Source organism: Achromobacter seleniivolatilans (genome assembly GCF_030864005.1).
GTDB lineage: Bacteria > Pseudomonadota > Gammaproteobacteria > Burkholderiales > Burkholderiaceae_B > Achromobacter > Achromobacter seleniivolatilans.
In genome coordinates this window covers 636,900-662,361 of the sequence record NZ_CP132976.1, presented here as the reverse complement: position 1 = coordinate 662,361, position 25,462 = coordinate 636,900, and the positions used below count along the sequence as shown (strand labels likewise).

Sequence of the window (25,462 nt, the reverse complement as noted above, 5' to 3'; positions counted from 1 at the left end):
TCCACTGACGCGGACAAATCTGAATGGGGTTATCAGGCCAACCAGTAGGGATCATTCAATTCACGCCCCAGCGTGGCGACCTGTTGCAGAACGGAGTCACGCAGCCGGGCCACCCGCGCGGCGTCGGCTTGGAACGACACAAACGACAGGCACAATCCGCGCAGCTCGCCCGTTGCGGGGTCGCGTACCGCAGCCGCCACGGCGCCGATGCCGGGCATGGCTTGATCGATCGCAACTCCACAATGGTCCGCACGAGTCTGTTCGACAAGCCGCGCCAAATCGCCGACCGTCGCCGGGCAATCCCGGCCTTCCATGGGCAGCGGCTGGGCGGAGTCTTGGCCGTACAAGGTCTGAAACTCGGTATCGCTCAGACGCGACAGCAAAGCACGGCCCATCGCGGTGCCCGATGCAGCGCGCCGGGAACCCGGAGGCGACAGCACTTGCACCGGATGCGAGCCATTCAACCGTTGCAGCACCACGGTTTCTCGTTGATTGAGCGTGGACAGATAGGCGGTCAGCCCGCTGTCTTCCGACAAGCGAGCCAACACAATGCGGCAAGCCTCATCCAGCGGAGTCGCGGTCATTCCCGCACGCACGGCTTGCGCCAGCAAGGCGCCGGGGCGATAACGCCGCGTGGCCACGTCCTGATCCAGCATGCCGTAGTGCTGCATCTGATTCAGCAAACGGGATGCCGTGCTTTTGGGCATGGACAGGCGCGCAGACACATCGGTAAAGCTCAGTTCGACCGCGCCTTCTGCGTACAGCGATAGCACGCGCTGGACGCCATCTAGAATACTCATACTTGTTCCATAAAACGGAACCGATGTTCCTTAATAGAGAACAAGAATAATCCAAGCATCAGCAGGCGGTCAACGTCAGGCCCAGCCTTGCTCCAAACGCACGCGATCCGGACATCCAAGGCACTTTTCGGTACTTATTAATAATTCATTCACTTGAATCATTCATTTGAATGACTTATATTTGCCGGACCTTAATCGCTTTAACCGGAGCGCGCCAAGCATGTCCTCACCCACTCTTTCCCTGACTGAACGCGACCGCCGCTGGCAACTCGCCCGCGACCTCATGGCGGCCGAAGGCCTGGAGGCGTTGATTGTTTACGGCGACCGGGAGGCCGCTGCTCCCGCTGGTTTTGCGCATGACTGCTATTTCACCAACGACCGGCCAGGATCGATGGTGGTCTTTGTGGGCGATGCGCCTCCGCGGGTCTACACGTTTGCGTCGCTGATGGTGGCCGATCACATGCAGGCCGCGCTGCACGGAGATCAGCAGTGGATCGCCCCCGAGCAGTTGCATGTCGGCAAGACCGGCCGCGATGTCGGGGCTTGGCTGGCAAGCCTGCACATGAATGCACCGCGCATCGGCGTGATCGGTTTGGAGCCCTATCCGCCTTTTTATTTCGATGGCGCAATGCCCGCCCGCACGCTCCAGGGCTTGGAGGCGGCGCTGCCCCAGGCGACTTTCGTACCGGTATTCCGGCCGTTCTTCCAACGCGCCTCTGTCAAAAGCCAGGAAGAACAGGCCTTGTTGCGCCACGCCGCCAATATTGGCGAAGCAATGAGTGAAACGCTGCGGGCCACCGCAAGACCTGGCGTGTCCGAAGCCACCCTGGTCGCCGCAGTGACAGCCACGTGTTTTTCAATGGGCGGCTATACCGCAGAGATCCTGTTAGGTTCTGGACCCGAATTTATCGGCTGGGGGCCCGCGGCCTGGCAATACCGCGCCCAGCAACCGCGGATTCTGCGTGAGGGTGATCTCGTTCTGTCTGAGATTTTTGCCTTGTACGGGATGATGGAGACGCAACATCAGGCCGCCGTTGCGATCGGCGCTGTTCACCCCGACATCTTGCGCGCGGCGGAAGTTGCGCGCGCGAGCTACGAAGCAGGTATTCGGGCTCTGAAACCGGGCAATACGTTCGGGTATGTGGTCGATGCTATGGAAGCGCCTTTGCTGGATGCCGGCGGCTGGCACGTGCATCCGTTGATTCACAGCATCAATCCCTATGGTCCCGTGGGGTTTGGCACGGCGCCCGGCATCGAATCGCTGCCCGAAGCCGCCCGGTATCCTGCGCTCAAACGGCTGCCCACGGTGGGACGCGACGTGCCGCTACAAGAAGGAATGTGTTTTGCCTTCGAACCAAATTGCGCCTTTGGCCGCCACATGGCTAATATCGGCGGCACCGTTCTTGTCGGCCAGGCTGCCGGCATAGCGTTGAACGAGAACTCCACATGGCTCATGCACGCAGATTGTTAGCTGGATGAATGAGCCAGAACATAACGACATCGATGATCGATCAAGACACTCTTAATGCACGCAGCCGCGAAACCCGCGAACGGCTCATCCAGGCAGGCTTGACGCTGTTTGGCCGTCTTGGATTCGACGGCGTGCGCACCCGGCAACTGGTGGAAGAAGCGCGGGTGAATCAATCCGCGATTCCCTACCACTTCGGCGGCAAGGAAGGCGTTTATACGGCCGTTCTCGAGCATGTGGCGGCGAACATTGTCCTGCGCCTTGACCTGCCCCGGCCAGCGGTCGCGTCTGGCGGCGCGGCTAGTGCAGCGCTCGGGGTGCTGATGCAGGACTTTGTTTTTGCCTTGCTTGATTCCAAGACATCTACCGCCGGCAGTCTGCTGCTGGCGCGCGAGCAGCTCCAGCCCACGGACCAATTCGATGCGCTTTACGCGCGTCTATTCCAACCGCTGCACCAGAGCGTCGCGGACCTGGTTGCGGACAGCCGGGAAGAAGCGCGCGGCGACCGCGCGCCCATTCTTCGCGCTCACGCGATCCTGGGCCAAGCGCTCGCGTTTGCCGTTGCGCGCGAGACGCTTTTGCGCCGGCTTGGCGTAGAAGCCTTGTCGGAAAAAGACGTTGCGGACATTGCTGCAATGGTTGGAAGCATGGCGATAGCCGCCTGCGCTTGAGCCGAATCGGCTGCGCCTACTTCAGCGACAACGTCGACCACTCTGCCAGTGGCAACGGCGGCTGTTCATGAAAGATGCGGGACAGCACCAGTTTCATCTCGGCCCACCCGCCTCTTTCGCTCGGCCACGCAGATGGCGTAACCGGCTTCCAACTGCCATCCGGCGCACGTTCGGCCATTTTGAAGCGAAAGGTGTAGTGTCCAGCCATGCCCATGCGTAGGTCGGTCACCACCAGCGCGCCGCCGATGGCGTCATACCGCAGCCAGTTATCCGTGAACCAGCGCAAGCGCTCGTGCAGCGGTACGTCCGCCAAGGCACGGGCAAGATCCAGATTCAGCGGCTGGCGCAGCCATTCGGGCTGGCCTCGGTCGAACAGGCTGCTGACCGCTTCGTAGTAATTGCCATCTGACGTCTTGGCGATCACGCGCCACACCAGCGTGTTGAACGGTGTAGACACAGCCCGCAGCTCCGTGACGGCAATACCCTGCTGCTGCATCGCGTCGCGCACGCGGTTTTCAGCGGCAATCCGGCCAGCCAGTCCGAAACCCAGGTACGCCGTGCTGAAAATCAGCGCAACTGTCAGCAGACGGCGGGCCAGACCGGTCATGCCGACTGCGATGGCAAACAGGACTCCCAGCAGTAAAGGCACGGTGTAGATCGGGTCGATAATGAAAATTGCCGACCAGCTTTCAGGTATGGACGCCCACGGCCAGAACAGCTGCGTACCGTAAACGGTGAAGGCGTCCAACACGGGATGCGTCACCAGTACCAGCCATAAGGTCAGGAACAACCTGCGCCCCCCGTATGGCGCTTGCGGCCAGTATTTCCGGATCAGCCACGTCAAGAAGAGCGCCAGGCCGGTCAGCACAAAGATGGAATGCGAAAAACCCCGGTGATAGGTCATCAGCGACACCGGGTCTGGATAGCGCATCAAGACGTCCAGATCCGGCACGGTGGCCAGCGCCGCGCCGTAAATCAGCGCCCGCCGCCCCTGAAAGCGCCCCAGCATCGCCCCCTGTATGCCCGCGCCCAGCACCGCTTGTGTCACCGAATCCATAGTCCCTCAACGATTAAGCATCAATCAGACAGCCTAGTTAACAACTTGCCATCAAAGCAGGCGTTAAGATACCCGATTGCATTCAGCTAATTTTCAACTAAGCGTTTATGGATCACTATATAGACCAGATCGGCCAGTTCATCGAGGCCAACCAGGTATGGGCCGGCCCGATCACTTTTTTGCTGACGTTGGGCGAATCCATGGTGCTGCTGGGGTTGTTCATTCCCGCGACAGCGTTAATGCTGCTGACGGGCGGCCTGATCGGCGCAGGCACGCTGGACCCCTGGGGTGTCATCACCTGGGGCATTGCCGGCGCCATCGTCGGTGACGCGCTGTCTTATTGGCTGGGCCGCTGGGTTGGCCCCACTGCACTGCGCCGCTGGCCGCTCAAGCAGCAACGCACCGGCGTGGCGCGCGCACGATTGTTCTTCTACCGTTATGGCTTCGCCTCGGTGCTGATCGGCCGGTTTCTGGGTCCGATCCGCTCAACCATCCCGACAGTCGCGGGCGTCATGGGCATGGCGCAAAGCCGTTTTCAACTGGCCAATGTCTTGTCTGCCCTTTTATGGATGCCGCTGATGCTGGCGCCGGGTTATATCACCGCGCGCAGCCTGGGCACCGCCGAGAACGCCCAGCAGATCGCCATGATGATCGGCGCAGGTCTCTCCGTCCTGCTAGGATGCGGGCTTCTGCTCGCTATGCTGCGCAAGCGCCGTCAACCGGCGCGCCAACGTCGCGGCACTTGAACCGGAGAAGGGCATGGCTATTGATTCCGAGCCGAAAGATGGCGACTTTGCGCGCTACATCGAAAACCTGACGCGCGCGGGCGGCACGACACCCGGCCGGGTGCCCGATAAGCGTGAAGCCAGCCGGCAGGCGGCCAGCCCCATTGCCGCACCCGCCTCGCGGCCTGTCCCGGCAACTACTGCTGATTCCCTGTCCACGGCCCCTTGGGGCAAGCCCGCCCTGCCCCCTTTGCAATCACGGGCTAGCACCAATCCGCCCGGCTCGACTGCTCCCCAGCAGTCTGACGAAGGCACGGTGTCCATGGCGCGTCGCGCGCGCCAGCGCAAGATTGGCATCATTTTGACGATTGCGGGCATGCTGGCCGGCTGGGCCGCCGTGAACATCGGCTTCCGGGCGCTGCGCAACCCGCATTTCGACCTGGACCAACTGGTGCCCGCCATTTTCCTGGGATTCTTCGCCTTTATGCTCTTCAAGGCAGCCAGCGGCGTGCGCAATCCGCGCAAGACGCTCCAGGACAAGCTTCCGCCACTGAAGCAGTCGTCGTACCGCAAGGACGGGGGCTGATGCCGCAAGGCCGGCCGGCAATGGTGCTAACATTTCCGCCGCAGTTGCAAAGACCCTATGAACCTCGGAGTGAAAGTGAATAACGTTGTCGGATTGAACCAGGCCCAAGCGGCCACGATGCTGAAGTTGCAGGACTACTTGAACAGCATGATCAATCCCGACTGGGTTAACGGCGGAGCACGCTTTCTGCGCGCCGCTTTCGTTGAATCCGCCGAGGCGCTGGAACACTACGGCTGGAAGTGGTGGAAGAAGCAAACCATCGACCTGCCCCAGGTGCAGATGGAACTGGTGGATATCCTGCACTTCTACCTGTCGCACACGATTGTTGCCGCTGGCGGCAAGCAAGATGCCGCGTCTAGCGCGCTGATGGCCGATCTGGCCACCCCCGCTTCGGTAACGCTGGACGGCAAGGCCTATGCGCTGGACGCGCTGACGGTGCCCGAATTGCTGGAACTGATCGGCGGCCTGGCCGTCTGCGGCCGTGCCAGCTACAAGGTGCTGGAACAGACCATGACGGCTTGCCAGATGAGCTGGAACGACGCCTACACGCAATACGTGTCGAAAAACGTGCTGAACATCTTCCGCCAGCAACATGGCTACAAGGAAGGCACCTACATCAAGATCTGGAACGGCGAAGAAGACAACGTCGTGCTGGCCCGCCTGCTGGCGCAGCTGGACCCGGCCAGCGCCGACTTTGCCGACAGCTTGCAACGCGAGCTGGAACAGGCTTACTCACGCTTGTAAGCTGCCCGCCGCCACACAAGAAAAATGCCGCCTGTTTATGTTCAGGCGGCATTTTTTTAGTCGGTGCGATGTCGTTCAACGTTGGCCGAAGCGTGTTTCGCCGAAGAGTTCCTTTTGTTCGCGCGGTTGCGAGCGCCAGTATTGACGGGGCGCAGTCACTTGCCCGCCCAATTGCGCGGCCGCGTGCCACGGCCAGCGCGGGTCATACAGCATGCCGCGCGCCAGCGCGACCATGTCGGCCTGCCCCTGAACAATGATGTCTTCCGCTTGCTGCGCTTCGGTAATGAGGCCGACGGTAATGGTGGGCATGCCCACACGACGCTTGATTTCGTCGGCAAACGGCACCTGGTAGTTCGGGCCCACCGGAATCTTTTGCTGCGAGGACACCCCGCCGCTGGACACGTCGATGAACTCACAGCCGCGCTCTTTCAGCAACTGCGCAAACACCAGGGTTTGTTCCAGATCCCAGCCGCCGTCCACCCAATCCGTGGCCGACACGCGCACGCCCAGCGCTACGGAAGGCGGCGTGACTTCGCGCAGCGCCTGAAAGACTTCCAGCGGGAAGCGCATACGGTTTTCCAGTGAACCGCCATAAGCATCCTGGCGCTGGTTCGACAGCGGCGACAGAAACTGATGCAGCAGATAGCCATGCGCAGCATGCAGCTCAATCGCGTCGAAACCCAGGCGTATGGCGCGCCGGGCGCTATCAACAAAGGCATCGCGGACCCGCGCCAGACCGGCGTCATCCAAAGCATGAGGCGGCGGTTCGGAGGCATTGTGCGCAATGGCGGACGGCGCCCACCCTTGCCAGCCGCCTTGGCTGGCCGGCACCAGTTGCCCGCCATTCCAAGGCGCATCGCTGGATGCCTTGCGGCCCGCATGGCCCAGCTGGATGCCCAGTTTGATGGGCGAATAGCGGCGAATGGCGTCCACCACCCGTCCGAGCGCGCTTTCGGTTTCGTCGGACCACAGCCCCAGGTCTCCCGGGGAAATCCGGCCGTCGGGTTCAACGGCGGTAGCTTCCGTGAACAGCAACGCAGCCCCAGACAGCGCCAGATGACCCAGGTGGATCATGTGCCAATCGGTAGCACGGCCCTCTTCGGCCGAGTATTCACACATCGGTGCAATGACAATGCGGTTGACCAGATCGACATTACCGACCGATGTGGGGCTGAACAATTGACTCATGCTGGGAACTCCAGGGCGTTGGACGGCACAGCATAGCGCTCGCAGTTGACGGCAGCGTAAATCCCAACGCCCGCGTCAGGGTTAAATCCCCTGGGTTGGCCCCCCTATTGCCCTTCGATCACCGAATCCAGAAACTGGCGCGTACGCGCTTCTTTGGGCTGGCTGAACAGCACCGAAGATTCCGCGTCCTCGACAATATTGCCTTCGTCAAAGAACAGCGTGCGGTCAGAACTGCGTTCCGCGAATTTCATCTGGTGGGTAACGATGATCATCGTCATGCTGCGGCGGGCGGACAAATCCCGCAGGATTTGCAAGATGCCGCCCACGAGTTCTGGATCAAGCGCCGATGTCACCTCATCAAACAGCATGATCTCGGGACACATGGCCAACGCCCGCGCAATGCCCACGCGCTGCTTTTGGCCGCCAGACAACTGCGCCGGATAGACATCCAGCTTGTCGCCCAACCCCACCATGTCCAGATACTCCACGGCGCGTTCACGCGCCTGATCCCGCGTCATGCCCAGCACGTGCACGGGCGCTTCCATCGCATTGCCCAGCGCGGTCATGTGGGGGAACAGGTTGAAGTGCTGGAACACCATGCCGATCTTGCCGCGCACTTTGCGCAGATGCTCGGAATTCGCGCCGACAGGCCGGCCCTGTTCATCCGTCCACATGGACTGGCCATCGATTTCAATATCGCCGCTGCTGGGCTGGTCCAGCGTCATCAACACCCGCAGCAAGGTCGATTTACCCGAGCCCGACGGGCCGATGACCGCCACGGTTTGCCCTGATGGAATATCCAGATTGATGCCGCGCAACACCTCCAGCTCTCCGTATCGCTTATGCAAATTTTTGATGTTCAAGCTGGCGCTCATCGCTTTCCTCCATATCGTTGCAGGCGGGCCTCCAGGCCGCGCACGCCCCACGCTGCCACCAGGCTCAAGGCCAGGAACAGCACGCCCACCAAGGTCAGGGGTTCGGTGTACCGGAACGTTGCCGATCCGATCATCTTGCTTTGCTGCAACAGTTCCACCACGGTGATCGCCGACAGCAGCGGCGTGTCTTTGAACATTGCCACCAGGTAGTTACCCAGCGCAGGCACCACGGGCGGAATGGCTTGCGGCAATACCACGCCGATCGCGGTGCGCCAGCGTGACATGTTCAGTGCCGTTGCCGCTTCCCATTGGCCGCGCGGCACCGCTTCGATACCTGCCCGGTAGACCTCCGCGCAATAGGTGGCGTAGTGCACGCCGAGCGCGACGATACCCGTGGTCAGCGGCGCCATCTGCGCCCCTGTCAACGGCAGCACATAGAACAGGAAATACAGTTGCACGAGCAGCGGCGTGCTGCGCACAAACTCGATCACGAACGCTGTCGGCAGCGACACAATCCGCAGCCTTGAGCGGCGCAGCATCGCAAGCACCAGACCCAAGGTAACGGCCACCAGCATGCCCAGCACCGTGGCCTGAATGGTGATGACCAGCGCCGACGCCAGCGTGGGCAGGATTTCCAGCGCAAAAGACCAATCAAAGATGGGTGTCATCGGATGCGGACCCTCCGTTCAAGCAGGCGCACACCACCCGTAATCAACAGGGCCACCGCGAAATACAGCAGCAACATTAACGCGAAGATCTCGGTTGTCCGCAGGGTTTCACTGCGCAACAGCTGGCCGCGGAACGTCAGATCGGTAATGGTGATCAACGAGACCAGGGCGGTGTTCTTCATCAGCTCGATCAGCAGATTGCCCGCAGGCGGCAGCATGGCCGGCAATGCCTGCGGCACCACGATGCGGCGCATGATCTGCGCGCGCGTCAGGTTCAGGGCCACCCCCGCTTCCCGCTGTCCTGGTGGCACGGCGCGGATCGCGCCACGCACCACTTCGGCCCCGTAGGCGCCGGCGTTCAATGCCAACACCACGATGCCCACCAGCATGGCCGGCAGTTGCACGCCAAACAGAGGCAGCACGAAGTAAAACCAGAACAGCTGCACCAGCGCGGACGTGCCCCGGAAAACCTCGACATAGATCGATGCCAACCAGCGCACTGGCCGCAAGGGGGACAGGCGGCCGATGCCCGAGGCCAGTGCCAGCGGCACCGCCAGCACAACCGCGCCTGCCATGATTTCAAGCGTGACGGCCAACCCTTCCAGCAACGGGGGGACCAGCTCGGCGATATGTTCCGAAACCTGTTGCATCGGCGGCCCTTACTGTCCGGCGCAGAGCTTGGCTGCGGTCACCCCTTGGGGCAGCTCCTGGTCAGTGAAGCCGAACGGCGCCACTAGTTTCTTGTGCTCATCCGTGCCGATGAACTTGGCCAACTCAGCGTTGAAGGCGTCAGCAAACGCCTTGTCATCGGTGCGGAAGGCAAACGCGCCGTAGCCCCGCACGCCCTTGCCGTCGATCACCGGATCCGTGAAGGGAACCGCTTTTTCCAGACCACTGCCGTCCTGCGTCTTGCCCATCAGGTCGTTAATGGTCAGTGCGGTCGCGGCGTACGCGTCGGCGCGCCCTGCCTGCACGCCCGACAAGGCGCTGACCGCATCGGGGAACACGACCATCTGGCCGGAAGGCACATTCACCTTTTGCGCGTAGTCGCCTTCGATTGCCCCTACCACCACGCCCAGCTTTGCGTCGGAATTCTTCACGACATCTTCGTAGCTGTGCAGATTTTTGGGGTTGCCCTCTTTCACCAGAAAGGCCTCGCCCACGCCGTAGGTCGGATCTGAAAACGCCACCTGCTGGCAACGTTCAGGCGTCACGTACATACCGGCAGCGATGATGTCGAAGCGCTTGGCTGCCAAGCCCGGAATCAGGGAGCCGAATTCGGTCAGCACGCCATCCACTTCATTGATGCCCATACGTTTAAGCACAACGCGGGCGATTTCCACCGATTCACCCGTGACTTTGGCTTCTTTGCTATCCATGTACGCAAAGGGGGCCTCGTTGGCGTAGCCGATGCGGATCTTGCCTGCGGATTTGGCGGCTTCCAGCGTGCTGGCTGCGGCTGACGGCGTATTGCCTGCCGCTGGCGCTTTGCCGGAACCGGAGTCCGAACATGCCGCCAACATGCCCAGGCTTAAAGCCAGAAGTACGCGTCTGGATCGAAGCAAGACCATCGTTATTTTCTCCCTGAATTATTTCCACATATATGGCTTCACTAAAAATAATACGCTATTAAATGATTTCGATACGAATGATATAGGCGTAAAAAAGCAGGCCTGAGCCTGCTTTTAGGGACGGTTGCCCTATGGCGCGTTAGAACAAGTTACTAACGGTAGTGCGATATATCCGGAGCTATTGCGCGTAAGAAAAACGGCCGTTCTTGACGATGCCCATGACTCGTGCGCGCTCATCGAAACCCTGATGGTTGTCCTTGGAAATGTTCAAGACGCCATTGGGCACGACCAAATCCCGCGTGTTTTCCAACGCATCGCGCAAGGCGGCGCGGAACTCGGGCGTGCCGGGCTTGGCGCCGGTCTTAAGCGCCCGCGCCACGGCGGAATCCAGCAGCATCCAAGCCCCGTAGGCGTCGCCTGCGAACTGGGTCAAGGTGTTGGCGCCATATTGCTTTTCGTACTTGTCCGCGAACGCGACGGCCACCTTCTTGACCGGATTGCTATCGGGCAGCTCCCGCGCGACGACGCCCGGGCCGGTCGGAAACAAGGTGCCTTCCACATCCTTACCCCCCACCTGCAAGAATTCCAGCGTGCCAATGCCGTGCGTCTGATAAATAGCGCCCGTGTAACCCCGTTCCAGCAGCGTCTTCTGCGGTAAGGCCGAAGGCGTGCCCGCGCCAGCAATCAGCACCGCATCGGGCTTGGTAGCGATAATTTTCAACACCTGCCCCACGACCGAAGCATCCGTGCGCTGAAAGCGTTCCTCTCCCACGATCTTCAAATCTGATCCCGCGGCCGCGTTGAACTCCTTCCACCAACTGTCGCCATACGAATCGGCGAAACCAATGAAGGCCACATTCTTCAGGCCCTTTTTCTTCATATCATCGACCAGCGCAGTCGCCATCAGCGAATCGTTCTGCGGCATCTTGAAGACCCACGCGCGCTTGGGATCGGACAGAGGCTCGACGATGACGCTGGACGCCGCCAGCGCGATCATCGGCGTCTTGGTTTCGGCCAGCACGTCCAGCCCGGCCAACGCGGCTGCTGTGGTGTTCGGGCCGACGATTGCGTCGACACGGTCTTCAGAGGTGAGCTTGCGCAGGTTCTTCACCGCGCGGCTGACATCCGTGCCGTCGTCCAGCACCACATAGCGGGCAGGTTCGCCGCCCAGCGTGGCGGGCCACAGGCGGATGGCGTTATTGGTCTGAATGCCAATCGCGGCCGCAGGGCCGGTAGTGGATACGTCTACGCCGATCACAATTTCCGCCTGAGCGGACAAGAAGGGAAAGACCAGCGCGACAGCGCAAGCATAGCGGCGAATATTGCGGGACATGACAGCGGCTCTTGGGATGAATTGAAGCAGTGCCGCTATTTTGCCTGATGCGCCAGATCCAATCCTTGATCTGCCCAAGCCTTGAGCCCCACTCTTCTGCGGCCTGCCGTTACATCGGCTTGCCGTTGCGCACCGGTGGCTTACGCGCCGCCCCCCCTTGCCCGCCGTATCATCAACGATGCCGTTCAGGCACAGCGCCCCGCCTTCAGTGGCGGATCGCGCCCCCTACACCGGACGCGCTCAGGACCGGCGCGCCCCACTACAGGAGAGTCAATATGAAGAAAACCGCATCCGCCGCCTGGTCGGGCGATCTGAAGACTGGCAAGGGCACGATCTCAACACAAAGCGGCGCACTCAAAAGCCAGCCCTATGGCTTCAACACCCGCTTTGGCGACACCCCGGGCACCAACCCCGAAGAACTGCTGGGCGCCGCCCACGCTGGCTGCTTCACCATGGCGCTATCCAACATCCTGTCCGAAGCCGGCCTGACTGCGACCAGCCTGGACACCAAGGCCGAAGTCACGCTGGACAAAGTGGATGATGGTTTTTCGATCACCGCCGTTCATCTGACCGTGGAAGCCGTCATTCCTGGCGCCACCGCCCAGGCTTTCGAGGAAGCTGCCCGCAAGGCTGAAACTGGCTGCCCGGTGTCCAAGGTGCTCAAAGCCAAGATCACCATGGAAGCCAAGCTGAAGTCCTGATCCCGGCCTGGTTCAATGGCGCGCGGCGTCGCGCGCCATTGGGCGCCCCTATCCCGGGCTTGCCCAAAATCAATTTGACGGCCGGCGATCACTTCTGGAAAATGAGAACCATTCTCAGGAGTATCGTATGACCGGTTTCATCTACGCGATATCGGGCGGCAAAGCCGCCCTTGCGCATGACGCCCAGTTATCGGCAAACATGCGCCGCATGGTCGGTTCCGGCGTGCTGGTCGCGGTCGGTTATATCGATCCCGGCAATTGGGCCACCGATATCGCCGGCGGCAGCGGCTTCGGCTATAGCCTCCTGATGATTGTCATCACATCGGCGTTCCTGGCACTGGGTTTTCAGGTCCTGGTGTCTCGTTTGGCGCTGGCCACCGGACAGGATCTGGCCGCGCTTACCGCGCAACACCTGTCCCCCGGCTGGGCCAAAGCCGCCTGGCTAGCGGGCGAAGCAGCCATACTTGCGACAGCGCTGGCCGAATTGATCGGCGGCGCCATTGCTTTGCGGTTGCTCTTTGACCTGCCGCTGATCGCGGGTGTATCGGTAACCGGTATCGGCACATTCGCCGTGCTTGCGTTGACCCGCGGCAACGCCGACCGGCACGAACGTGTCATCGCGGTGCTGCTGGCCATCGTTGCCGCCTCGTTCGTCTTCCTGCTGTTCAAGGCCAATCCGGCCTGGACCGAAGTAGCTCACGGCGTCACGCAGACCGGGCACGCGCTGCGCAATCCGCAAGGCTTCCTAATCGCGCTGGGCATCCTGGGCGCCACCCTGATGCCGCACAATCTCTATCTGCACTCTGGCTCGCTGGCCGAACGCGCACAGGCCTTGCCGGCCGACGCCCGCGACATGGCCATGCGCGTGGCGCGCAACGACACCATCGTCTCGCTGAGTGTGGCCATGCTGATCAATTCCGCAATCATGATTGTGGCCGCAGCATCGCTGTCCGGTTCCGGCATCATGGTGTCCAGCCTGGACGATGCCCATGCCGTCATCGGCCAAACCCTGGGCGTGGGCGCCGCCATTGTCTTCGCCGTGGCGCTCTATGCCGCGGGCCAAAGCTCCACCATCACTGGCGTGCTGGCCGGCCGCATCCTGTCCAAAGGTTTCCAGATCCGCAGCAATTGGTCTGATCGGCGCCGCGCGCTGATGACCCGCTTGATCGCGGGCGCCGCCGCCGTCGGTTTGCTGGTCTTCACGGGCGGCAAGGACCCCGACGAATTGCTGGTGTTAAGCCAGGTCATTCTTAGCTTGGCCCTGCCCTTCGCCCTGGGCCCGCTGGTGCTGCTGGCGTGCCGCAAGCGTTTGATGGGCCAGTACGCCCTGAAAGGCGCATGGGCATGGGCGGCTATCAGCGCCACGGTCGGCATCGTCATGCTTGACGGCTATCTGCTGGTGGACATGGTGGTGTGATGCCTTGAGCCGCCCGCTGCAAACCTGAATGCGCCTCGCGGCTCAAGGTCAAAAGCAAAACCATGGCGATGGCAGAGGCAAGCCCGGAGAAGATCATCGCAATATGGAATCCGTGCTCCATTGCGGGCACGTACAGCGACGTCATCAGCGGCGAGCGGCTCGATACCACGCCGTGCGTAATCACATGCTGCGCAATCTCTGCGGCATTACTTACCCCTAGTTCGCTGGCATGACTTGCGAGCATACGCGTCGCCTCTTTGCTCATCAGCGCGCCAAGAAAAGCAATGCCAAGCGTCATTCCCATCTGACGCAACGCATTCATCGTGGCCGACGCCGTGCCCGCCCGATCAGCCGGCGCCGCTGTCATGACGGCCAGGCCAGTGGCGGGCACGGCAAGCCCGGCGCCCAGGCCCAGCAGACCAAATAACGATCCGACGATCCAATAAGGTGTGTGCGCCGTAAAAGTAGCCATTGCCCCCATCGATACGGCGGTCAAGCCATACCCTGCCACCATCAGCCATCGAACCGGGAACGCCGCGCTCAGACGGCCAAACAAAATGGACACGCAGCCTGTGACCACGAACTGCGGCATCATTCGCCAGCCGGTTTCCACGGGAGACCAGCCTTGAATATTCTGCAAAAAGATCGAGAAGAAAAACAGGCTGCTGTAGTAGGAAAAGCCAAGCGCGAAGGAAGCAAAGTTCACAATGGCAAATGAGCGTTCGCAAAATAAAGACAACGGAATCAAAGGCCGTCTGACGCGCATTTCCACGATCGCAAACGCAATGAAACCAACCGCCGCAAGAGGCAACGCAATCAGCGAAGACGTGCCGGTCACGCCATGTTCGCCAGCCTCTATCAGCCCATACGTCAGCGCGGCCAGACACAGAACGCTGAGTAGCTGACCGATGGGATCAAGTGCTGCGTGCTCGGGATACTTGCGCTCGCTGATACCCCAGAGGCCCAGACCAATAGCAATAAGACCAAGGGGAAGGTTGATCAGGAAAATACTTTGCCACCCGGCACCATCAAGCAGCAAACCGCCAAGGAGCGGCCCCAAGATAAGCGCCAGGGCGCTGAATGCCGACCAACCGCCAATCACGTGCGCGCGCGCCTTGGGATCGGGAAAGGCATTGGTAAGAATCGGCAACGCCCCTGGAATCAACAACGCCCCCGCGACGCCCTGGATCGCCCTGCCCGCAAGAAGCAGCTCAAGCGACGTGGCAATCGCGCATAACGCCGAGCCCGCGGTGAATAGCAGCACACCGGCCAGCCAAGCCCGTTTGTGCCCGTAACGATCGCAAAGTGGACCAGACGAAAGCATGAATGCCGACAAGCAGATTGCATAGGCATTAACGACCCATTGAAGGCCCGCAATATCGGTTTGCAGCGCCTCCTGCAATGTCGGTAGCGCGACATTGACGATGCTGATGTCCAGCGTGGCAAGAAAGGTGCCAAGGTAAGCGGCGCCCAGCGCCGCGCGGCGGCGAGAGGGGTTGGAAGCCATGCGTTGTTGGGATGCGCTCTGATCAATGTCCATGGGCACATGGTATCCACTGACCGACGGTCAGTCAATTATTTGGATAAGCATATTGGCGTCGCCGGCGCGTCTGTCCCTTACACTGATTTCCTTTGCCGATATCCGCGAAATTTGACGATGAAAGTGAAAGCACCAGCTATAGCGTTGCCATCCAAGACGCCCGCCCGCCCCCGGACCAAGCCGGCCGAGGTACGCCTTGATGAGTTGATGGCCGCGGCCGAAACGCTGTTCCTGGAAAAAGGGGTCGAGGCCACGACGATTACCGAAATCGTCGAGTCAGCCCAGGTCGCCAAAGGCACGTTCTATCACTACTTCACATCCAAGAATGAAATGCTGGAAGCGCTGGGCAAGCGCTATACGGAGCAGTTTCTAATCAGCGTGGACGAGGCCGTGTCCGCTTGTGCGGCCGATGACTGGGCCGGCCGGCTTCGCGTGTGGATTCATGCAAACGTCGAAACCTATGTGCAGACTTTCCGCACACACGACATTGTCTATACCAATCACCACCATCACGACCGCTCGAATCAAGCCAAGAACGCCATCCTTGATCAGTTGCTGGAGATCATCGAAGGCGGGAAAGCAGCCGGCGTTTGGGCGCCTGCCGAACCCAGGGTCGTGGCGCTGCTGATTTATTCAGGCGTTCATGGCGCCACTGACGACATCATCGCGACGCAAACGAAAGACTGCGCCCCATTTGCGCGGAACGTGTCGGACGCCTGTTTGCGCATGCTGTCGCCAACGCAGACTGCCGGATAGTCACGACGCCCGGTGGCGTGAGTATCCGGGCAAGGGCTTTTCCAAACCGAGGTTCTCCCGGAATGTGCTTACCGCGTAGTTTCCCCTGAGCACCTTGCGCCGCTGCAATTCAGGAACCACTTGTTCAACGAACTCAGTCACTCCCCCCGGCAGGTGAGAGAACATGACGTTGAAGCCATCCGCTGCGGCATTGTCCAGCCACTGCTGCATCTGATCCGCGACCATCGACGCCGTACCGACCATTTCCAGGCCTTGATAACCGCAGACGCGACGAGCCAGCGCGAGAATGCTCAGATCCTCTCGCCGTGCCAACGCTATGACCCTGTCCTGCCCGCTCTTGCTGGCATTGCTAGCAGGAATTTCCGGAAGCGGGCCGTCTCTGTCGTATTGGGAAATGTCGTGCCCCAGCGCGATGGACAGCGTTGCGAGGCTGCTCTGGTCATCGACCAACTGATCCAGCAGCGCTCTTTTCTCCTGGGCTTGCGAAACGGATTTCCCCAGCACAACAAAGACCGCTGGAATGATTTTCAAGCGATCCGTGCGCTGCGCTAAAGCCACTCTGCATTGCATGTCTGCATAGAATGCTTGCGCCGAAGCCAGGTCCGTCTGATAGGTAAAGACCACTTCCGCGGTTTCAGCCGCAATCTGCCGTCCCGCTTCGGACGCGCCCGCCTGCACAATAACGGGCCGGCCCTGGACAGGCCGAGCCACGTTCAATGGCCCTCGCACCGAGAAATGAGGGCCCCGATGATCGAGTACGTGCATCTTCTTCGGATCAAAGTAGACACCGCTCTTTGCGTCCTTGCAAAAAGCATCCTCATCCCAGCTTTCCCACAACCCGTTCATCACGTCGCAGAACTCTCGCGCGCGCAGATATCTATCGGCATGCGCCATATGTTGCTCTGCACCGAAATTGGCGGCTTCGTTAGGATTGCTGGACGTGACCAGGTTCCAGCCGGCTCGGCCGCCGCTGATCAAATCAAGAGTAGCCAGTCTGCGGGCCAGCATGTACGGTTCGTTGTAGGTAGTGCTGGCGGTTGCGATCAAACCGATATGCCGCGTCACCGCAGCCAGCGCGGGAAGCAAGGTCAGCGGGTCCAGCGTAGAAACACTGTGGCCGCGCATCAGCGCGTCAACAGGCGCCGCCCGGATCGCCAACGAATCGGGCAAGAACAGTCCGTCAAACCGTCCTTGCTCCAGCGTTTGCGCGAACCATTTCATGTGTTCGAAGCTCGACTGAAAGTCAGGCTGCGCACCAGGATAGCGCCAGGCCCCAGCGTGGATGCTGGGCATGGCAAGAAGGATGAGTTGACGCGGCGGGCTAGTCATTCCGAGGTCCTGTATTGAGCGGTTTTCTGATGGATCGGTCCACGATCAGGAAAGGGCTGCCCTGTGAACAAAACTCAAGACGCGCTTTTACGCCATAGACTTTCTTCAGCAGCGCAGGCGTCAAGACATGCAATGGAGGGCCGCTCGCATTCACCCGCCCTTCGTGTATCACAACGACATGATCGGCAAAGCGCAGGGCGTGGTTGATGTCATGGATGGCCATCACCACAGACATCGATCGCTCCCCAGCCAACTGACGGAGCAGACCGAAAACTTCGAACTGATTCTGCAAATCCAAGGCGCTGGTTGGCTCATCCAGCAATAGGACACGCGGCTCGCGTATCAAAGCTTGGGCGATAGACACCAGTTGGCGTTGCCCTCCACTGAGCGCCTCCAGTTCCCGGTCAGCCAGTGCATTGATCCCCAAGGTCTGCAGCATACGAGTGACGGCATCCATCTCTTCGTCTTCAACTGACCATCCGCTGCCTTGCTTGCTTGCCAGCAGCACGGCCTCGAACACCCGCAACGACGAACCCATCGAAATATCCTGCGGCACATGCGCAGGACGATTTCGATGATGAGCGGGCCAGGTTTCAACGGCTTGCCCTGCGATCTCAACCGTACCGCCGCCATGCAGGTCGCCTGCCATCCGGCGCAACAGCGTGGACTTTCCCGCCGCATTGGAACCCAGCAGCGCGGTCACGCTCCCAGTACGCAAAGGGCCGAACGTGATGCCTTGCAAGACCACACGCGCGCCAAAAGTGGCCGACACCGCCGAAACATTGATCAGGTCAGTCATCGCTTGTTCCTCCGCAAAATCAACGTGAAGAACAGCGGCACGCCCACCAATGACGTGACGATACCGATGGGTAGCGTCTGCCCTGCAACCAGTGACTTGCTTAACACCGAGGCCGCAGACAACAGGAATGCGCCACACAGCGCAGACGCCGGTAGCAGAAAGCGCTGATCCTCTCCGACCAGCATGCGCGCGATATGAGGGCCAACCAAGCCTATGAAGCCGATGGTGCCAACAAACGAAACACAGACGGAAGCCAATAGACTTCCCAGCAAGATACCTTGGAGGCGCAAGCGGGCGACAGGAATGCCCAGACTGGTGGCGCGCGCTTCGCCAAGCCGTAGCGCAGTCAGTGCCCAAGCCTGACGGGCGAAGATGAGCGATACGGCGGCAAGAACGGCGCTCATGATGCCCAGCTTGAGCCAACTTGCCCGCGACAGGCTACCCATGGTCCAGAAGACCACTGCCGAAAGCGCCTGATCGGGCGCCACGTACTGCAGGGCTTCGAGCAGCGCAGTGAAGGTAAATACCAGGGTGGTGCCGAGCAACACGATCATCTCGGTGGTGATGCCCCGCCTGTGACTCAAGCGGTGGATAAACAATGCGGCGGCCATCGACACCAAAAAGGCATTGGCCGGAATGGCAAAGGCAACCGCTGACGCGGGAAGCACGCTCACGCCAAGAATCAGGCCAAGCGCTGCACCGAAACTCGCAGCCGCCGACAGGCCCAGCGTGAAGGGGCTGGCGAGTGGATTGCCCAGCACCGTCTGCATTTCCACGCCTGCCACGGAAAGGCTGGCGCCGACAACAAGAGCCGCCAGGGCAACCGGCAACCGGATTTCCCAGAGAATCACCCGAATGGGCAAAGGAGCATCGCTATCCCACAGCACGGACAATACTTCTAACGCGCTGTAGTGGGCCTGGCCGATAGAAAGATCGAGAATGAAGAAAATGACCGTCAATACAGCGATGCCGCCGAGTATGACCAAGCGCCGCCTTGCCAGGCGGCCATAAAGATGCCGACCGTGAGCAAGTGTTGCGGTCGGCGTACTGATGACTGGTGCAGTCATTAAGGCTTCTCCAAGCTAAGCCAGTAGCCGGGTTGATATGGAACGGGAAGAAAGCGCGCATGCAGTTCGCGAAAGGTGGCGTCCGGGTCTAGCGATGCAAAGAGCTCGGGATGCAGCCACTTGGCTATGCGTTGCAGCGCCACGAAGTAGTACGGGTTGTCGTAGAACGGATGCCAGATCGAATAGACACGTTCTTGCCGCACGGCCCGCAACGTCCGATAGGCTGGCCGGTTCATCAGGCGGCGCAGTCGGGCCTGCCCTTCTGCCGGATCGGCACCGGGCCCAAGGTTGACCCAATCTCCGGCGGGCGAGTAGAGGGACCAATTGGCGCCGGTGACAAGGACTACATCCGGGTCAGAGGCAATGACCTGCTCGGGATGCAAGGCGCCAAACGTACCGTGTAGAAAACGGGTGCCCAGGTTGACGCCTCCCGCAGCCGCCACCAGCTCGCCAAAGTTGCCGTCTCCGTAGGTCAGGCAGCAATCGTCGTACAGTCCAGCCGCGCGCTCGACCATCACAGTTGGCCTGGCTCGGACCGCCTTCAAAGGTCGCGTCACCCGCTCTATTTGCTCCTGACGGAACTGCAAGAATTCAGCGGCACGGTCTGGCCGTCCCAGCAACGCTCCCATCACTTCGATACTGCGGGAGGTGTTGTCGAACATCTTGGTTCGAAAATCGATAAACAACACGGGAATTCCCACCTGGGCAAGGCGCGCCATCAAGCCCGATGAATCGGCGGCGGGTTTGGAACTCAGGTTCATTACCACCACGTCAGGCGCTAATGAGATCGCCAATTCGCTGCCGATCGAATCCACGGTGGTACTTCGAAAAGAGGGGATGCGGGCGATCTCTGGAAACCTGCGCAGATAAGCCTGATAGCCATCCAGATCAGCGGCGCGAAAGTTGTCGCCCCAACCGACGACATCGCCAAAAGGATTGTCCGGACGCAGCAACGCCACCACATAGGCCAGCGGCCCATCGCCTAGCAAGATCCGCCGGACGGGCCTGTCGATACGAACCGCGCGGCCTGCAATGTCCGTTATGACTATGGGTGATCGAGCCGCTGCATGCAGGCCGGGCGTGGCGGCAAGAACGCCTGCCGCCAAAACGCCACGCAGCAAATTTCGCCTTGATAACGCGCTATGGGGCACTGAGGTCACCAGCGGTAGTTCAGCGTTGCGGTTACGGTGCGATCCTGTCCGATGAAGCAGTACTGCCGAGACGTGCAACTTGCCACATATTGCTTGTTTGCAAGGTTGCTCACATTGAGCCCAAACGTCGATCCTTTCAGATCAGAAGATATGCGGCCAAGGTCGTAATTCAGTGCAAGATCCACCAAGGTCGCGGACGGCACTTTGAAGTCGTTTGTGGGGTCGCCATAGGTTTCGCCCAAATAGCGCACACCGCCCCCAAGCTGCAACCCTGCCAGGGCGCCGCTGCCAATCATGTAGTCCAGCCAAATAGACGCACTGTTCTTGGGCGTCTGCACCAGGCTTTTGCCCTGATACCGGCTGTCTTTGATCAGCGAGTTATCAAGGTAGGTGTAGCTTGCGATCAAGTTCAGATTCGTTGCGATTTCGGTGGTTGCAGAAAGATCCAGACCACGGGTGCGAACCTCTCCAGCCTGGTTGCTAAAGCCTAGATGATTGGCATCGCTCGTCTTGACGTTCGTCTGATTGAGCTGGAAGATCGCCGCGCTCATCAATGTCTTTGAGTTTTGCGGGTGATACTTAATGCCGATTTCGGTTTGTTTGGACTCAACCGGGACGAACGTATCGCCGTTGTAGTCGGTGCCCAAGAGCGGATCGAAAGACGTTGAATAGCTGACATAGGGCGCAATGCCCGCATCGAATTGGTAGCTCAACCCTGCTCGGCCAGTCCACTTTTTGTCGTCTTGTTTGGTCTTGCGAGACGTCATCGAATAGCTGTTCGTTTCGTCATCGGTTTTGGACCAATCATGCCGCGCGCTCAACGTCAGGCGCCAATGGTCGTATGCAATTTGATCCTGAAGATAAACGCCAACCCGGGTGAACTCTTGCCTGACGCGCCATGGAGCAGCACGGCTTGCAGTGAAGTCGGGAGTGACGTCGGGCCGGTAGTTGGAGCCATAAGGGTCAAACAGCACGGGGCCAAAACTATAGAGTTCGTTCTTGACGGTGCCCTGCGAATAGTCAACGCCTGCCAGAACAGTGTGCTTTGTCTGGCCGAATTCAAGATCGCCCTGCAGATGGTTGTCCGCAGAAAATGTGTTCACGCTTGCGGGCGATTGCTCATACGTGCCCTTGAGCATCGGGCGGCCGTTGACGTCCTGATAGCCGTAGACAATGCCTCGCTTAAGGTCAGAGTCGATGTGCATGTAGCGGGCATTGCTGACAAAGCTCCAACCATTGCCAAGGTCACGCTCGAATAACGAGCTCACCGAATTCTGCTTGCGCGTAGAACCTTCGAAGTTCATATCGGTGAAGTTTCTTCGGCGATTGATCTGAGGGTACGGGCTGTTGTCCAGGCCGAGTACCGCAGCAGGAAGACTGTTGTAGTTGGGAAGGTCCGGCTCGCTGGAATAGGTCGCCATCAGGGTCCACGACGTTGCCTCATTGGGACGCCACGTCAAAGAAGGCGCCACGTACAAACGCTTGTGGCGTACGTCTTCAACCTGGCCGTCGCTGTCCAACCCGCTGGCCGTGAAGCGATAGAGCAAGGTGTGGTCCTCGTTCACTGGCCCGGTGGTATCGAAACCGATGTGCTTGCGGCCAAAACTGCCGTATTGAACGCTCAACTCATGTGACGGCGCGTCCTGCGGTTTACGGCTGACTTGATTGACGATGCCTCCGCCCGTTCCCTGGCCATATATGGACGACGAAGGCCCGCGCAGGACTTCTATACGTTCAAGGGAATAAGGATCAATTTGCGGCAACCAGCTGCCGGCATTGCTGATGATCCGCAGACCGTCCAAGTAGTAGTCGGCATCGACACCGCGAATTCGCGTCAGGTCGACGTAATCGCCGAAGCCGCCGAATTTTTCACTCGTAGCTCCAGCGGTGTATCGCAATGCCGCACTGGTGCTGGCGGGCTGTTGAATATCCATCTGCTGACGGGTCACCACCGAGACTGATTGAAGCACTTCCAGGATTGAAGTGCTGGTCTTGGTGCCGACCTTCGATTGCTCGGCTACATACCCGCGGACCGGCCCGTCAGACTCGCTTGCAAGGCTGCCGCCTGTGACGACAACCGCCGGAAGCGTCGTGCTGCCCCCTGCTTCGCTTGGCGCTGAACTTTTTTGCGGACTGTCGGACTGCTCGTCCGCCGCGTTGGCAGAGGCTGCGCCGCAGAGCACTAGCGCGGTGACGATGACGGTGTAGCGGTGAAGCACGGGGCGCGCTTGGCGCCGGGCAAATAACGTATTCCAAGCTTGATAGACGGACCAGTTCATTGCGGCCTTCGGGAGCGAATAGTGGTGACGAAAGGCGCAATTATATTTATCGACCGACCGTCGGTCAATGTGAATGATTGTTATTTGGATAAATAAGCGTTGGAAGCGGTTGTCGGCTGAGGGTTGCCGCTGTAGAGGGGTACCGGCGCAGGGCCGGCACCGAAGCGTGAGAACCAGGCGTGCTGCTGAAATAAAAAAACGCCAGCAAAAGCTGGCGTTTTTTCAGACTACCCGCACCGATCAATGATGGGCGGAGACTACCGGGTGCTGCTGTCGGCCTGCATCCATATCGTGCAGCACTTCACCCACGGCGCCACCCAGCGAGGACAGACGCGCTTTGAGGCGCAGCCAGCCCGCACGGCTGAAGGGGCCGGACAGGGTTTCCGCTTTGATGGCCTCGCGGATCAGGGACCGCTCCAGCGCATCCGACATACGGGCATTTTTCAACGCGGTATCGCTCATGATTCTCTCCTTGAGAAAGCGCGATGTGGAACAACACGAATTCATGTTAGATCCGCGTTTGCTGCGTTGCAATAAAAACATCAACCATTTTTTTAGACGTTGCGCAATGGGTACAAACACCACCATAACGGTGCATGGCGCACCTTATAAGGCACCATATTTGTGCAACGCAGTACTGCTCTTAGCCCGGAAGATGGATCTGAATCAGCTTATCGGCCATTTCCGCCACCCGCCCGGCCGGCCCGCCCTCTCCAAAAAGCTGACTGGACACGAATGCGCCCTCAATCAATAGCAACAATCCGTCGGCCAACGCTTCAGGATCGGTGGCACCCATTTCCAACGTCATGGCATTCAAGCGGCGGCGCAGTTCCAACTTGTGGGCAACGGCCACCACGCGAGCAGGATGATCGGGTTCGGGATATTCAACGGCCGCGTTCGTCAGACCGCAGCCTCGATACCCATTAAGCACCGCGCGCTTGCTCAGGCCAGAAAGATAGTCCAGCAACTGTGCTCGCGGGTCGCCCGGGTGCGCCGCGCAGGCGCCGTCAAATCGCGCCCAGAACTCTGCGTCGTAGTCCCGCAGATAGGTCGCCGCCAGTTCGTCCTTGGACGAAAAGCTACGGTACAGACTAGGCTTGGTCACGCCGGCCTGCGTGACGATAGCGTCCACGCCAACCGCCCGGATACCGTCGCGGTAGAACATTTCACGCGCGGTCTTGCGGATACGGTCTGCCGCAAGCAGCGGTTTGGCTGCTTGGGTCGTTGCCGGCTTGGCAGGCGTGCCGCCTGCGGTAGAAATCTTGCTGGCCATACGGAGGCTCCTCTTCCTGAGAACGGCTCCACCAGAGACAAAGCCGCCCTGAAAACAGGGTCGCCAAAAAATACTTGACGATGTTACTGACCGGTACGTACTATTCGCGAATCCCCATACGTACCGGTCAGTAACATGAGTATAGCCCACCCACCTTTCCCGTTCCGCCGCGCCGGTCAAAAGTACGCATTTGTCGTCGTTGCGGTGATTTTCCTGTCTCTACTGGTCTCGGCCGGCCTGCGTTCTTCACCCAGCGTATTGCTGGTGCCGTTGGAAGAAGCGTTCGGCTGGAGCCGCAGCTCAATCTCGTTCGCCGCGGCCATGGGGATCTTTCTCTACGGTTTGGTAGGCCCTTTCGCCGCTGCCGCCATGGAACGCTTTGGCTTGCGCCGGGTGTTGATCAGCGCCCTGCTGCTGATGTCGGCTTCTAGCGCAATCAGCGCCTACATGACCGAACCCTGGCACTTGCTGATGACCTGGGGCGTGTTCTCAGGCATAGGCTCGGGCGCGGTGGCCATCGTCATGGGCGCCACGGTCGTGAACCGTTGGTTTACCAAGAATCGCGGCGTGATGATGGGCTTGCTGACCGCAAGCGCCGCCACGGGCACGCTGATCTTTTTGCCCGTATTGGCTGCCCTGGCATCGTCAGGCGACTGGACCCGCGTGGTCTGGACCGTGGCCGCCGCCGCCGCCGCGCTGGTGCCATTGGCTTGGTGGCTGGTACCCGACCGGCCGTCCAGCGTGGGTTTGGTGCCATTTGGCAGCGACCCGCATGCGCCGCCCGCGCCGGTCGTACCGCGCACCGGCATGTTGGCGGCCACCTTCGGCGCCCTGGCCCGCGCATCCAAGACCCGGACCTTCTGGTTCCTGTTTGCCACCTTTTTCGTCTGTGGATTCACCACCAACGGCTTGGTCGGCACCCACCTGATCGCGCTTTGCGGCGATCACGGCATGCCGGAAGTGCAAGCTGCGGGCTTGCTGGCGCTGATGGGCATTTTCGACCTGGTTGGCACCACTGCCTCGGGCTGGCTTACGGACCGCTATGACCCGCGCAAGCTGCTGTTTGTTTACTACGCGCTGCGCGGCCTATCGTTGATCTACCTGCCCTATTCCGATTTCTCGTTCTACAGCCTGTCGATCTTTGCGATTTTCTTTGGCCTGGATTGGATTGCCACCGTGCCGCCCACGTTGCGCCTGACGACCGAAGCCTTTGGCGAGCGCGATGCCTCCATCGTGTTTGGCTGGATCGTCGCAGGCCACCAACTGGGCGCCGCCAGCGCCGCCTGGATGGCTGGCGCCATACGCGAATCGCAAGGCAGCTACCTGATGGCTTTTGTCGTGTCGGGCGCCACCGGCCTGATCGCCGCAGTCATTGCACTAATGATCGGTAGAAAGCGCGTTGTCGCACAGCCGGCGTGACGACGCCAGCAAACAAAATGGCTTGACGCCGCAGCGCGCTCTTTA

Annotated in this window: 25 protein-coding genes; 9 read left to right on the top strand and 16 right to left on the bottom strand. The window is 60.2% G+C overall.

Features of this window, described 5'->3' with window-relative positions; all coding sequences use genetic code 11:
* Window positions 1-32 precede the first annotated feature (32 nt).
* On the bottom strand, window positions 33-800 hold the full coding sequence (locus tag RAS12_RS02970; RefSeq protein WP_306945008.1) for an IclR family transcriptional regulator: 768 nt from the start codon (window positions 798-800) through the stop codon (window positions 33-35).
* A 220-nt stretch (window positions 801-1,020) separates the two neighbouring features.
* Between RAS12_RS02970 and RAS12_RS02965 the strand changes: the two genes are divergently transcribed.
* Complete coding sequence (locus RAS12_RS02965; protein ID WP_306945007.1) at window positions 1,021-2,271, top strand: M24 family metallopeptidase; 1,251 nt, start codon at window positions 1,021-1,023, stop codon at window positions 2,269-2,271.
* Window positions 2,272-2,279: 8 nt separating this feature from the next.
* Window positions 2,280-2,939: a CerR family C-terminal domain-containing protein gene (locus RAS12_RS02960; RefSeq protein WP_306945006.1), complete on the top strand. Its 660-nt coding sequence runs from the start codon at window positions 2,280-2,282 to the stop codon at window positions 2,937-2,939.
* A 16-nt stretch (window positions 2,940-2,955) separates the two neighbouring features.
* On the opposite strand, the gene RAS12_RS02955 is transcribed toward RAS12_RS02960, so the two are convergent.
* Window positions 2,956-3,996, bottom strand: coding sequence for a metal-dependent hydrolase (locus tag RAS12_RS02955; protein WP_306945005.1), 1,041 nt, complete (start codon window positions 3,994-3,996; stop codon window positions 2,956-2,958).
* Window positions 3,997-4,103: 107 nt separating this feature from the next.
* Between RAS12_RS02955 and RAS12_RS02950 the strand changes: the two genes are divergently transcribed.
* The 3 genes from RAS12_RS02950 to RAS12_RS02940 are packed head-to-tail and all read left to right on the top strand — an operon-like array spanning window position 4,104 to window position 6,051.
* Window positions 4,104-4,742: a DedA family protein gene (locus RAS12_RS02950; protein WP_306945004.1), complete on the top strand. Its 639-nt coding sequence runs from the start codon at window positions 4,104-4,106 to the stop codon at window positions 4,740-4,742.
* A 13-nt stretch (window positions 4,743-4,755) separates the two neighbouring features.
* A complete protein-coding gene (locus tag RAS12_RS02945; protein WP_306945003.1) occupies window positions 4,756-5,307 on the top strand; it encodes a hypothetical protein in 552 nt (183 codons plus the stop codon).
* Window positions 5,308-5,364: 57 nt separating this feature from the next.
* A complete protein-coding gene (locus RAS12_RS02940) occupies window positions 5,365-6,051 on the top strand; it encodes a dUTPase (RefSeq protein WP_306945002.1) in 687 nt (228 codons plus the stop codon).
* A gap of 75 nt (window positions 6,052-6,126) precedes the next feature.
* Here RAS12_RS02940 and RAS12_RS02935 read toward each other — a convergent pair whose 3' ends face one another.
* The 6 genes from RAS12_RS02935 to RAS12_RS02910 form a co-directional block, all read right to left on the bottom strand.
* Entirely contained in the window at window positions 6,127-7,239 is a 1,113-nt protein-coding gene (locus tag RAS12_RS02935) for an NADH:flavin oxidoreductase/NADH oxidase (RefSeq protein WP_306945001.1), read from the bottom strand.
* A 104-nt stretch (window positions 7,240-7,343) separates the two neighbouring features.
* Window positions 7,344-8,114 (bottom strand): ectoine/hydroxyectoine ABC transporter ATP-binding protein EhuA, encoded by a 771-nt coding sequence (gene ehuA / locus RAS12_RS02930; protein ID WP_306945000.1) that lies wholly within the window; start codon window positions 8,112-8,114, stop codon window positions 7,344-7,346.
* The gene (gene ehuD / locus RAS12_RS02925; protein ID WP_306944999.1) at window positions 8,111-8,782 is read right to left on the bottom strand and encodes an ectoine/hydroxyectoine ABC transporter permease subunit EhuD; all 672 of its coding nucleotides are present in this window, start codon (window positions 8,780-8,782) and stop codon (window positions 8,111-8,113) included. Before ehuD ends, ehuA begins: the two co-directional genes overlap by 4 nt.
* Window positions 8,779-9,432: an ectoine/hydroxyectoine ABC transporter permease subunit EhuC gene (ehuC, locus tag RAS12_RS02920; RefSeq protein WP_306944998.1), complete on the bottom strand. Its 654-nt coding sequence runs from the start codon at window positions 9,430-9,432 to the stop codon at window positions 8,779-8,781. The genes ehuD and ehuC overlap by 4 nt, the downstream gene beginning before the upstream one ends.
* A 9-nt stretch (window positions 9,433-9,441) precedes the next feature.
* Window positions 9,442-10,353 (bottom strand): ectoine/hydroxyectoine ABC transporter substrate-binding protein EhuB, encoded by a 912-nt coding sequence (gene ehuB, locus RAS12_RS02915; RefSeq protein ID WP_306944997.1) that lies wholly within the window; start codon window positions 10,351-10,353, stop codon window positions 9,442-9,444.
* 178 nt (window positions 10,354-10,531) lie between these two features.
* Window positions 10,532-11,686, bottom strand: a complete 1,155-nt coding sequence (locus tag RAS12_RS02910; protein WP_306944996.1) for an ABC transporter substrate-binding protein — start codon at window positions 11,684-11,686, stop codon at window positions 10,532-10,534.
* Window positions 11,687-11,961: 275 nt separating this feature from the next.
* On the opposite strand from RAS12_RS02910, the gene RAS12_RS02905 reads away from it, so the two are divergent.
* Together RAS12_RS02905 and RAS12_RS02900 are read left to right on the top strand one after the other, a co-directional pair.
* Entirely contained in the window at window positions 11,962-12,387 is a 426-nt protein-coding gene (locus RAS12_RS02905) for an OsmC family protein (RefSeq protein WP_306944995.1), read from the top strand.
* Between the two features lie 127 nt (window positions 12,388-12,514).
* Complete coding sequence (locus RAS12_RS02900) at window positions 12,515-13,804, top strand: Nramp family divalent metal transporter (protein WP_306944994.1); 1,290 nt, start codon at window positions 12,515-12,517, stop codon at window positions 13,802-13,804.
* On the opposite strand, the gene RAS12_RS02895 is transcribed toward RAS12_RS02900, so the two are convergent.
* A complete protein-coding gene (locus RAS12_RS02895; RefSeq protein WP_306951284.1) occupies window positions 13,764-15,311 on the bottom strand; it encodes a DHA2 family efflux MFS transporter permease subunit in 1,548 nt (515 codons plus the stop codon). The two genes, RAS12_RS02900 and RAS12_RS02895, sit on opposite strands and share 41 nt — an antisense overlap.
* Before the next feature lie 150 nt (window positions 15,312-15,461).
* On the opposite strand from RAS12_RS02895, the gene RAS12_RS02890 reads away from it, so the two are divergent.
* Window positions 15,462-16,100, top strand: coding sequence for a TetR/AcrR family transcriptional regulator (locus tag RAS12_RS02890; protein WP_306944993.1), 639 nt, complete (start codon window positions 15,462-15,464; stop codon window positions 16,098-16,100).
* Here the strand turns inward: RAS12_RS02890 and RAS12_RS02885 are convergent, their stop codons facing one another.
* The 7 genes from RAS12_RS02885 to RAS12_RS02855 all read right to left on the bottom strand — a co-directional run bounded on the left by RAS12_RS02885 (window position 16,101) and on the right by RAS12_RS02855 (window position 23,998).
* Window positions 16,101-17,429 (bottom strand): LLM class flavin-dependent oxidoreductase, encoded by a 1,329-nt coding sequence (locus tag RAS12_RS02885; protein WP_306944992.1) that lies wholly within the window; start codon window positions 17,427-17,429, stop codon window positions 16,101-16,103. It lies immediately after the preceding gene.
* Window positions 17,422-18,228 (bottom strand): ABC transporter ATP-binding protein, encoded by an 807-nt coding sequence (locus RAS12_RS02880; RefSeq protein WP_306944991.1) that lies wholly within the window; start codon window positions 18,226-18,228, stop codon window positions 17,422-17,424. Before RAS12_RS02880 ends, RAS12_RS02885 begins: the two co-directional genes overlap by 8 nt.
* Complete coding sequence (locus tag RAS12_RS02875) at window positions 18,225-19,295, bottom strand: FecCD family ABC transporter permease (protein ID WP_306944990.1); 1,071 nt, start codon at window positions 19,293-19,295, stop codon at window positions 18,225-18,227. The genes RAS12_RS02880 and RAS12_RS02875 overlap by 4 nt, the downstream gene beginning before the upstream one ends.
* Complete coding sequence (locus RAS12_RS02870; protein WP_306944989.1) at window positions 19,295-20,416, bottom strand: ABC transporter substrate-binding protein; 1,122 nt, start codon at window positions 20,414-20,416, stop codon at window positions 19,295-19,297. Before RAS12_RS02870 ends, RAS12_RS02875 begins: the two co-directional genes overlap by 1 nt.
* Window positions 20,417-20,451: 35 nt before the next feature.
* On the bottom strand, window positions 20,452-22,725 hold the full coding sequence (locus RAS12_RS02865) for a TonB-dependent siderophore receptor (RefSeq protein ID WP_306944988.1): 2,274 nt from the start codon (window positions 22,723-22,725) through the stop codon (window positions 20,452-20,454).
* A 240-nt stretch (window positions 22,726-22,965) separates the two neighbouring features.
* A complete protein-coding gene (locus RAS12_RS02860; protein ID WP_306944987.1) occupies window positions 22,966-23,187 on the bottom strand; it encodes an XRE family transcriptional regulator in 222 nt (73 codons plus the stop codon).
* Between the two features lie 181 nt (window positions 23,188-23,368).
* On the bottom strand, window positions 23,369-23,998 hold the full coding sequence (locus tag RAS12_RS02855) for a TetR/AcrR family transcriptional regulator (RefSeq protein ID WP_306944986.1): 630 nt from the start codon (window positions 23,996-23,998) through the stop codon (window positions 23,369-23,371).
* 135 nt (window positions 23,999-24,133) lie between these two features.
* On the opposite strand from RAS12_RS02855, the gene RAS12_RS02850 reads away from it, so the two are divergent.
* Window positions 24,134-25,417 carry an MFS transporter gene (locus RAS12_RS02850; protein WP_306944985.1) on the top strand — a complete coding sequence of 428 codons (1,284 nt, stop codon included), beginning with the start codon at window positions 24,134-24,136 and terminating at the stop codon, window positions 25,415-25,417.
* Window positions 25,418-25,462 lie beyond the last annotated feature (45 nt).

Excerpts from the sequence above, each read along its gene's own strand:
- RAS12_RS02890 (WP_306944993.1), top strand. The coding sequence starts at position 15,462 with ATGAAAGTGAAAGCACCAGCTATAGCGTTGCCATCCAAGACGCCCGCC.
- ehuA (WP_306945000.1), bottom strand. The coding sequence starts at position 8,114 with ATGAGCGCCAGCTTGAACATCAAAAATTTGCATAAGCGATACGGAGAG.
- RAS12_RS02905 (WP_306944995.1), top strand. The coding sequence starts at position 11,962 with ATGAAGAAAACCGCATCCGCCGCCTGGTCGGGCGATCTGAAGACTGGC.
- ehuD (WP_306944999.1), bottom strand. The coding sequence starts at position 8,782 with ATGACACCCATCTTTGATTGGTCTTTTGCGCTGGAAATCCTGCCCACG.
- RAS12_RS02900 (WP_306944994.1), top strand. The coding sequence starts at position 12,515 with ATGACCGGTTTCATCTACGCGATATCGGGCGGCAAAGCCGCCCTTGCG.
- RAS12_RS02895 (WP_306951284.1), bottom strand. The coding sequence starts at position 15,311 with ATGGCTTCCAACCCCTCTCGCCGCCGCGCGGCGCTGGGCGCCGCTTAC.
- RAS12_RS02850 (WP_306944985.1), top strand. The coding sequence starts at position 24,134 with ATGAGTATAGCCCACCCACCTTTCCCGTTCCGCCGCGCCGGTCAAAAG.
- RAS12_RS02855 (WP_306944986.1), bottom strand. The coding sequence starts at position 23,998 with ATGGCCAGCAAGATTTCTACCGCAGGCGGCACGCCTGCCAAGCCGGCA.
- RAS12_RS02960 (WP_306945006.1), top strand. The coding sequence starts at position 2,280 with ATGAGCCAGAACATAACGACATCGATGATCGATCAAGACACTCTTAAT.
- RAS12_RS02860 (WP_306944987.1), bottom strand. The coding sequence starts at position 23,187 with ATGAGCGATACCGCGTTGAAAAATGCCCGTATGTCGGATGCGCTGGAG.
- RAS12_RS02885 (WP_306944992.1), bottom strand. The coding sequence starts at position 17,429 with ATGACTAGCCCGCCGCGTCAACTCATCCTTCTTGCCATGCCCAGCATC.
- RAS12_RS02940 (WP_306945002.1), top strand. The coding sequence starts at position 5,365 with ATGAACCTCGGAGTGAAAGTGAATAACGTTGTCGGATTGAACCAGGCC.
- ehuC (WP_306944998.1), bottom strand. The coding sequence starts at position 9,432 with ATGCAACAGGTTTCGGAACATATCGCCGAGCTGGTCCCCCCGTTGCTG.
- RAS12_RS02955 (WP_306945005.1), bottom strand. The coding sequence starts at position 3,996 with ATGGATTCGGTGACACAAGCGGTGCTGGGCGCGGGCATACAGGGGGCG.
- RAS12_RS02970 (WP_306945008.1), bottom strand. The coding sequence starts at position 800 with ATGAGTATTCTAGATGGCGTCCAGCGCGTGCTATCGCTGTACGCAGAA.
- RAS12_RS02880 (WP_306944991.1), bottom strand. The coding sequence starts at position 18,228 with ATGACTGACCTGATCAATGTTTCGGCGGTGTCGGCCACTTTTGGCGCG.
- ehuB (WP_306944997.1), bottom strand. The coding sequence starts at position 10,353 with ATGGTCTTGCTTCGATCCAGACGCGTACTTCTGGCTTTAAGCCTGGGC.
- RAS12_RS02950 (WP_306945004.1), top strand. The coding sequence starts at position 4,104 with ATGGATCACTATATAGACCAGATCGGCCAGTTCATCGAGGCCAACCAG.
- RAS12_RS02875 (WP_306944990.1), bottom strand. The coding sequence starts at position 19,295 with ATGACTGCACCAGTCATCAGTACGCCGACCGCAACACTTGCTCACGGT.
- RAS12_RS02865 (WP_306944988.1), bottom strand. The coding sequence starts at position 22,725 with ATGAACTGGTCCGTCTATCAAGCTTGGAATACGTTATTTGCCCGGCGC.
- RAS12_RS02910 (WP_306944996.1), bottom strand. The coding sequence starts at position 11,686 with ATGTCCCGCAATATTCGCCGCTATGCTTGCGCTGTCGCGCTGGTCTTT.
- RAS12_RS02935 (WP_306945001.1), bottom strand. The coding sequence starts at position 7,239 with ATGAGTCAATTGTTCAGCCCCACATCGGTCGGTAATGTCGATCTGGTC.
- RAS12_RS02945 (WP_306945003.1), top strand. The coding sequence starts at position 4,756 with ATGGCTATTGATTCCGAGCCGAAAGATGGCGACTTTGCGCGCTACATC.
- RAS12_RS02965 (WP_306945007.1), top strand. The coding sequence starts at position 1,021 with ATGTCCTCACCCACTCTTTCCCTGACTGAACGCGACCGCCGCTGGCAA.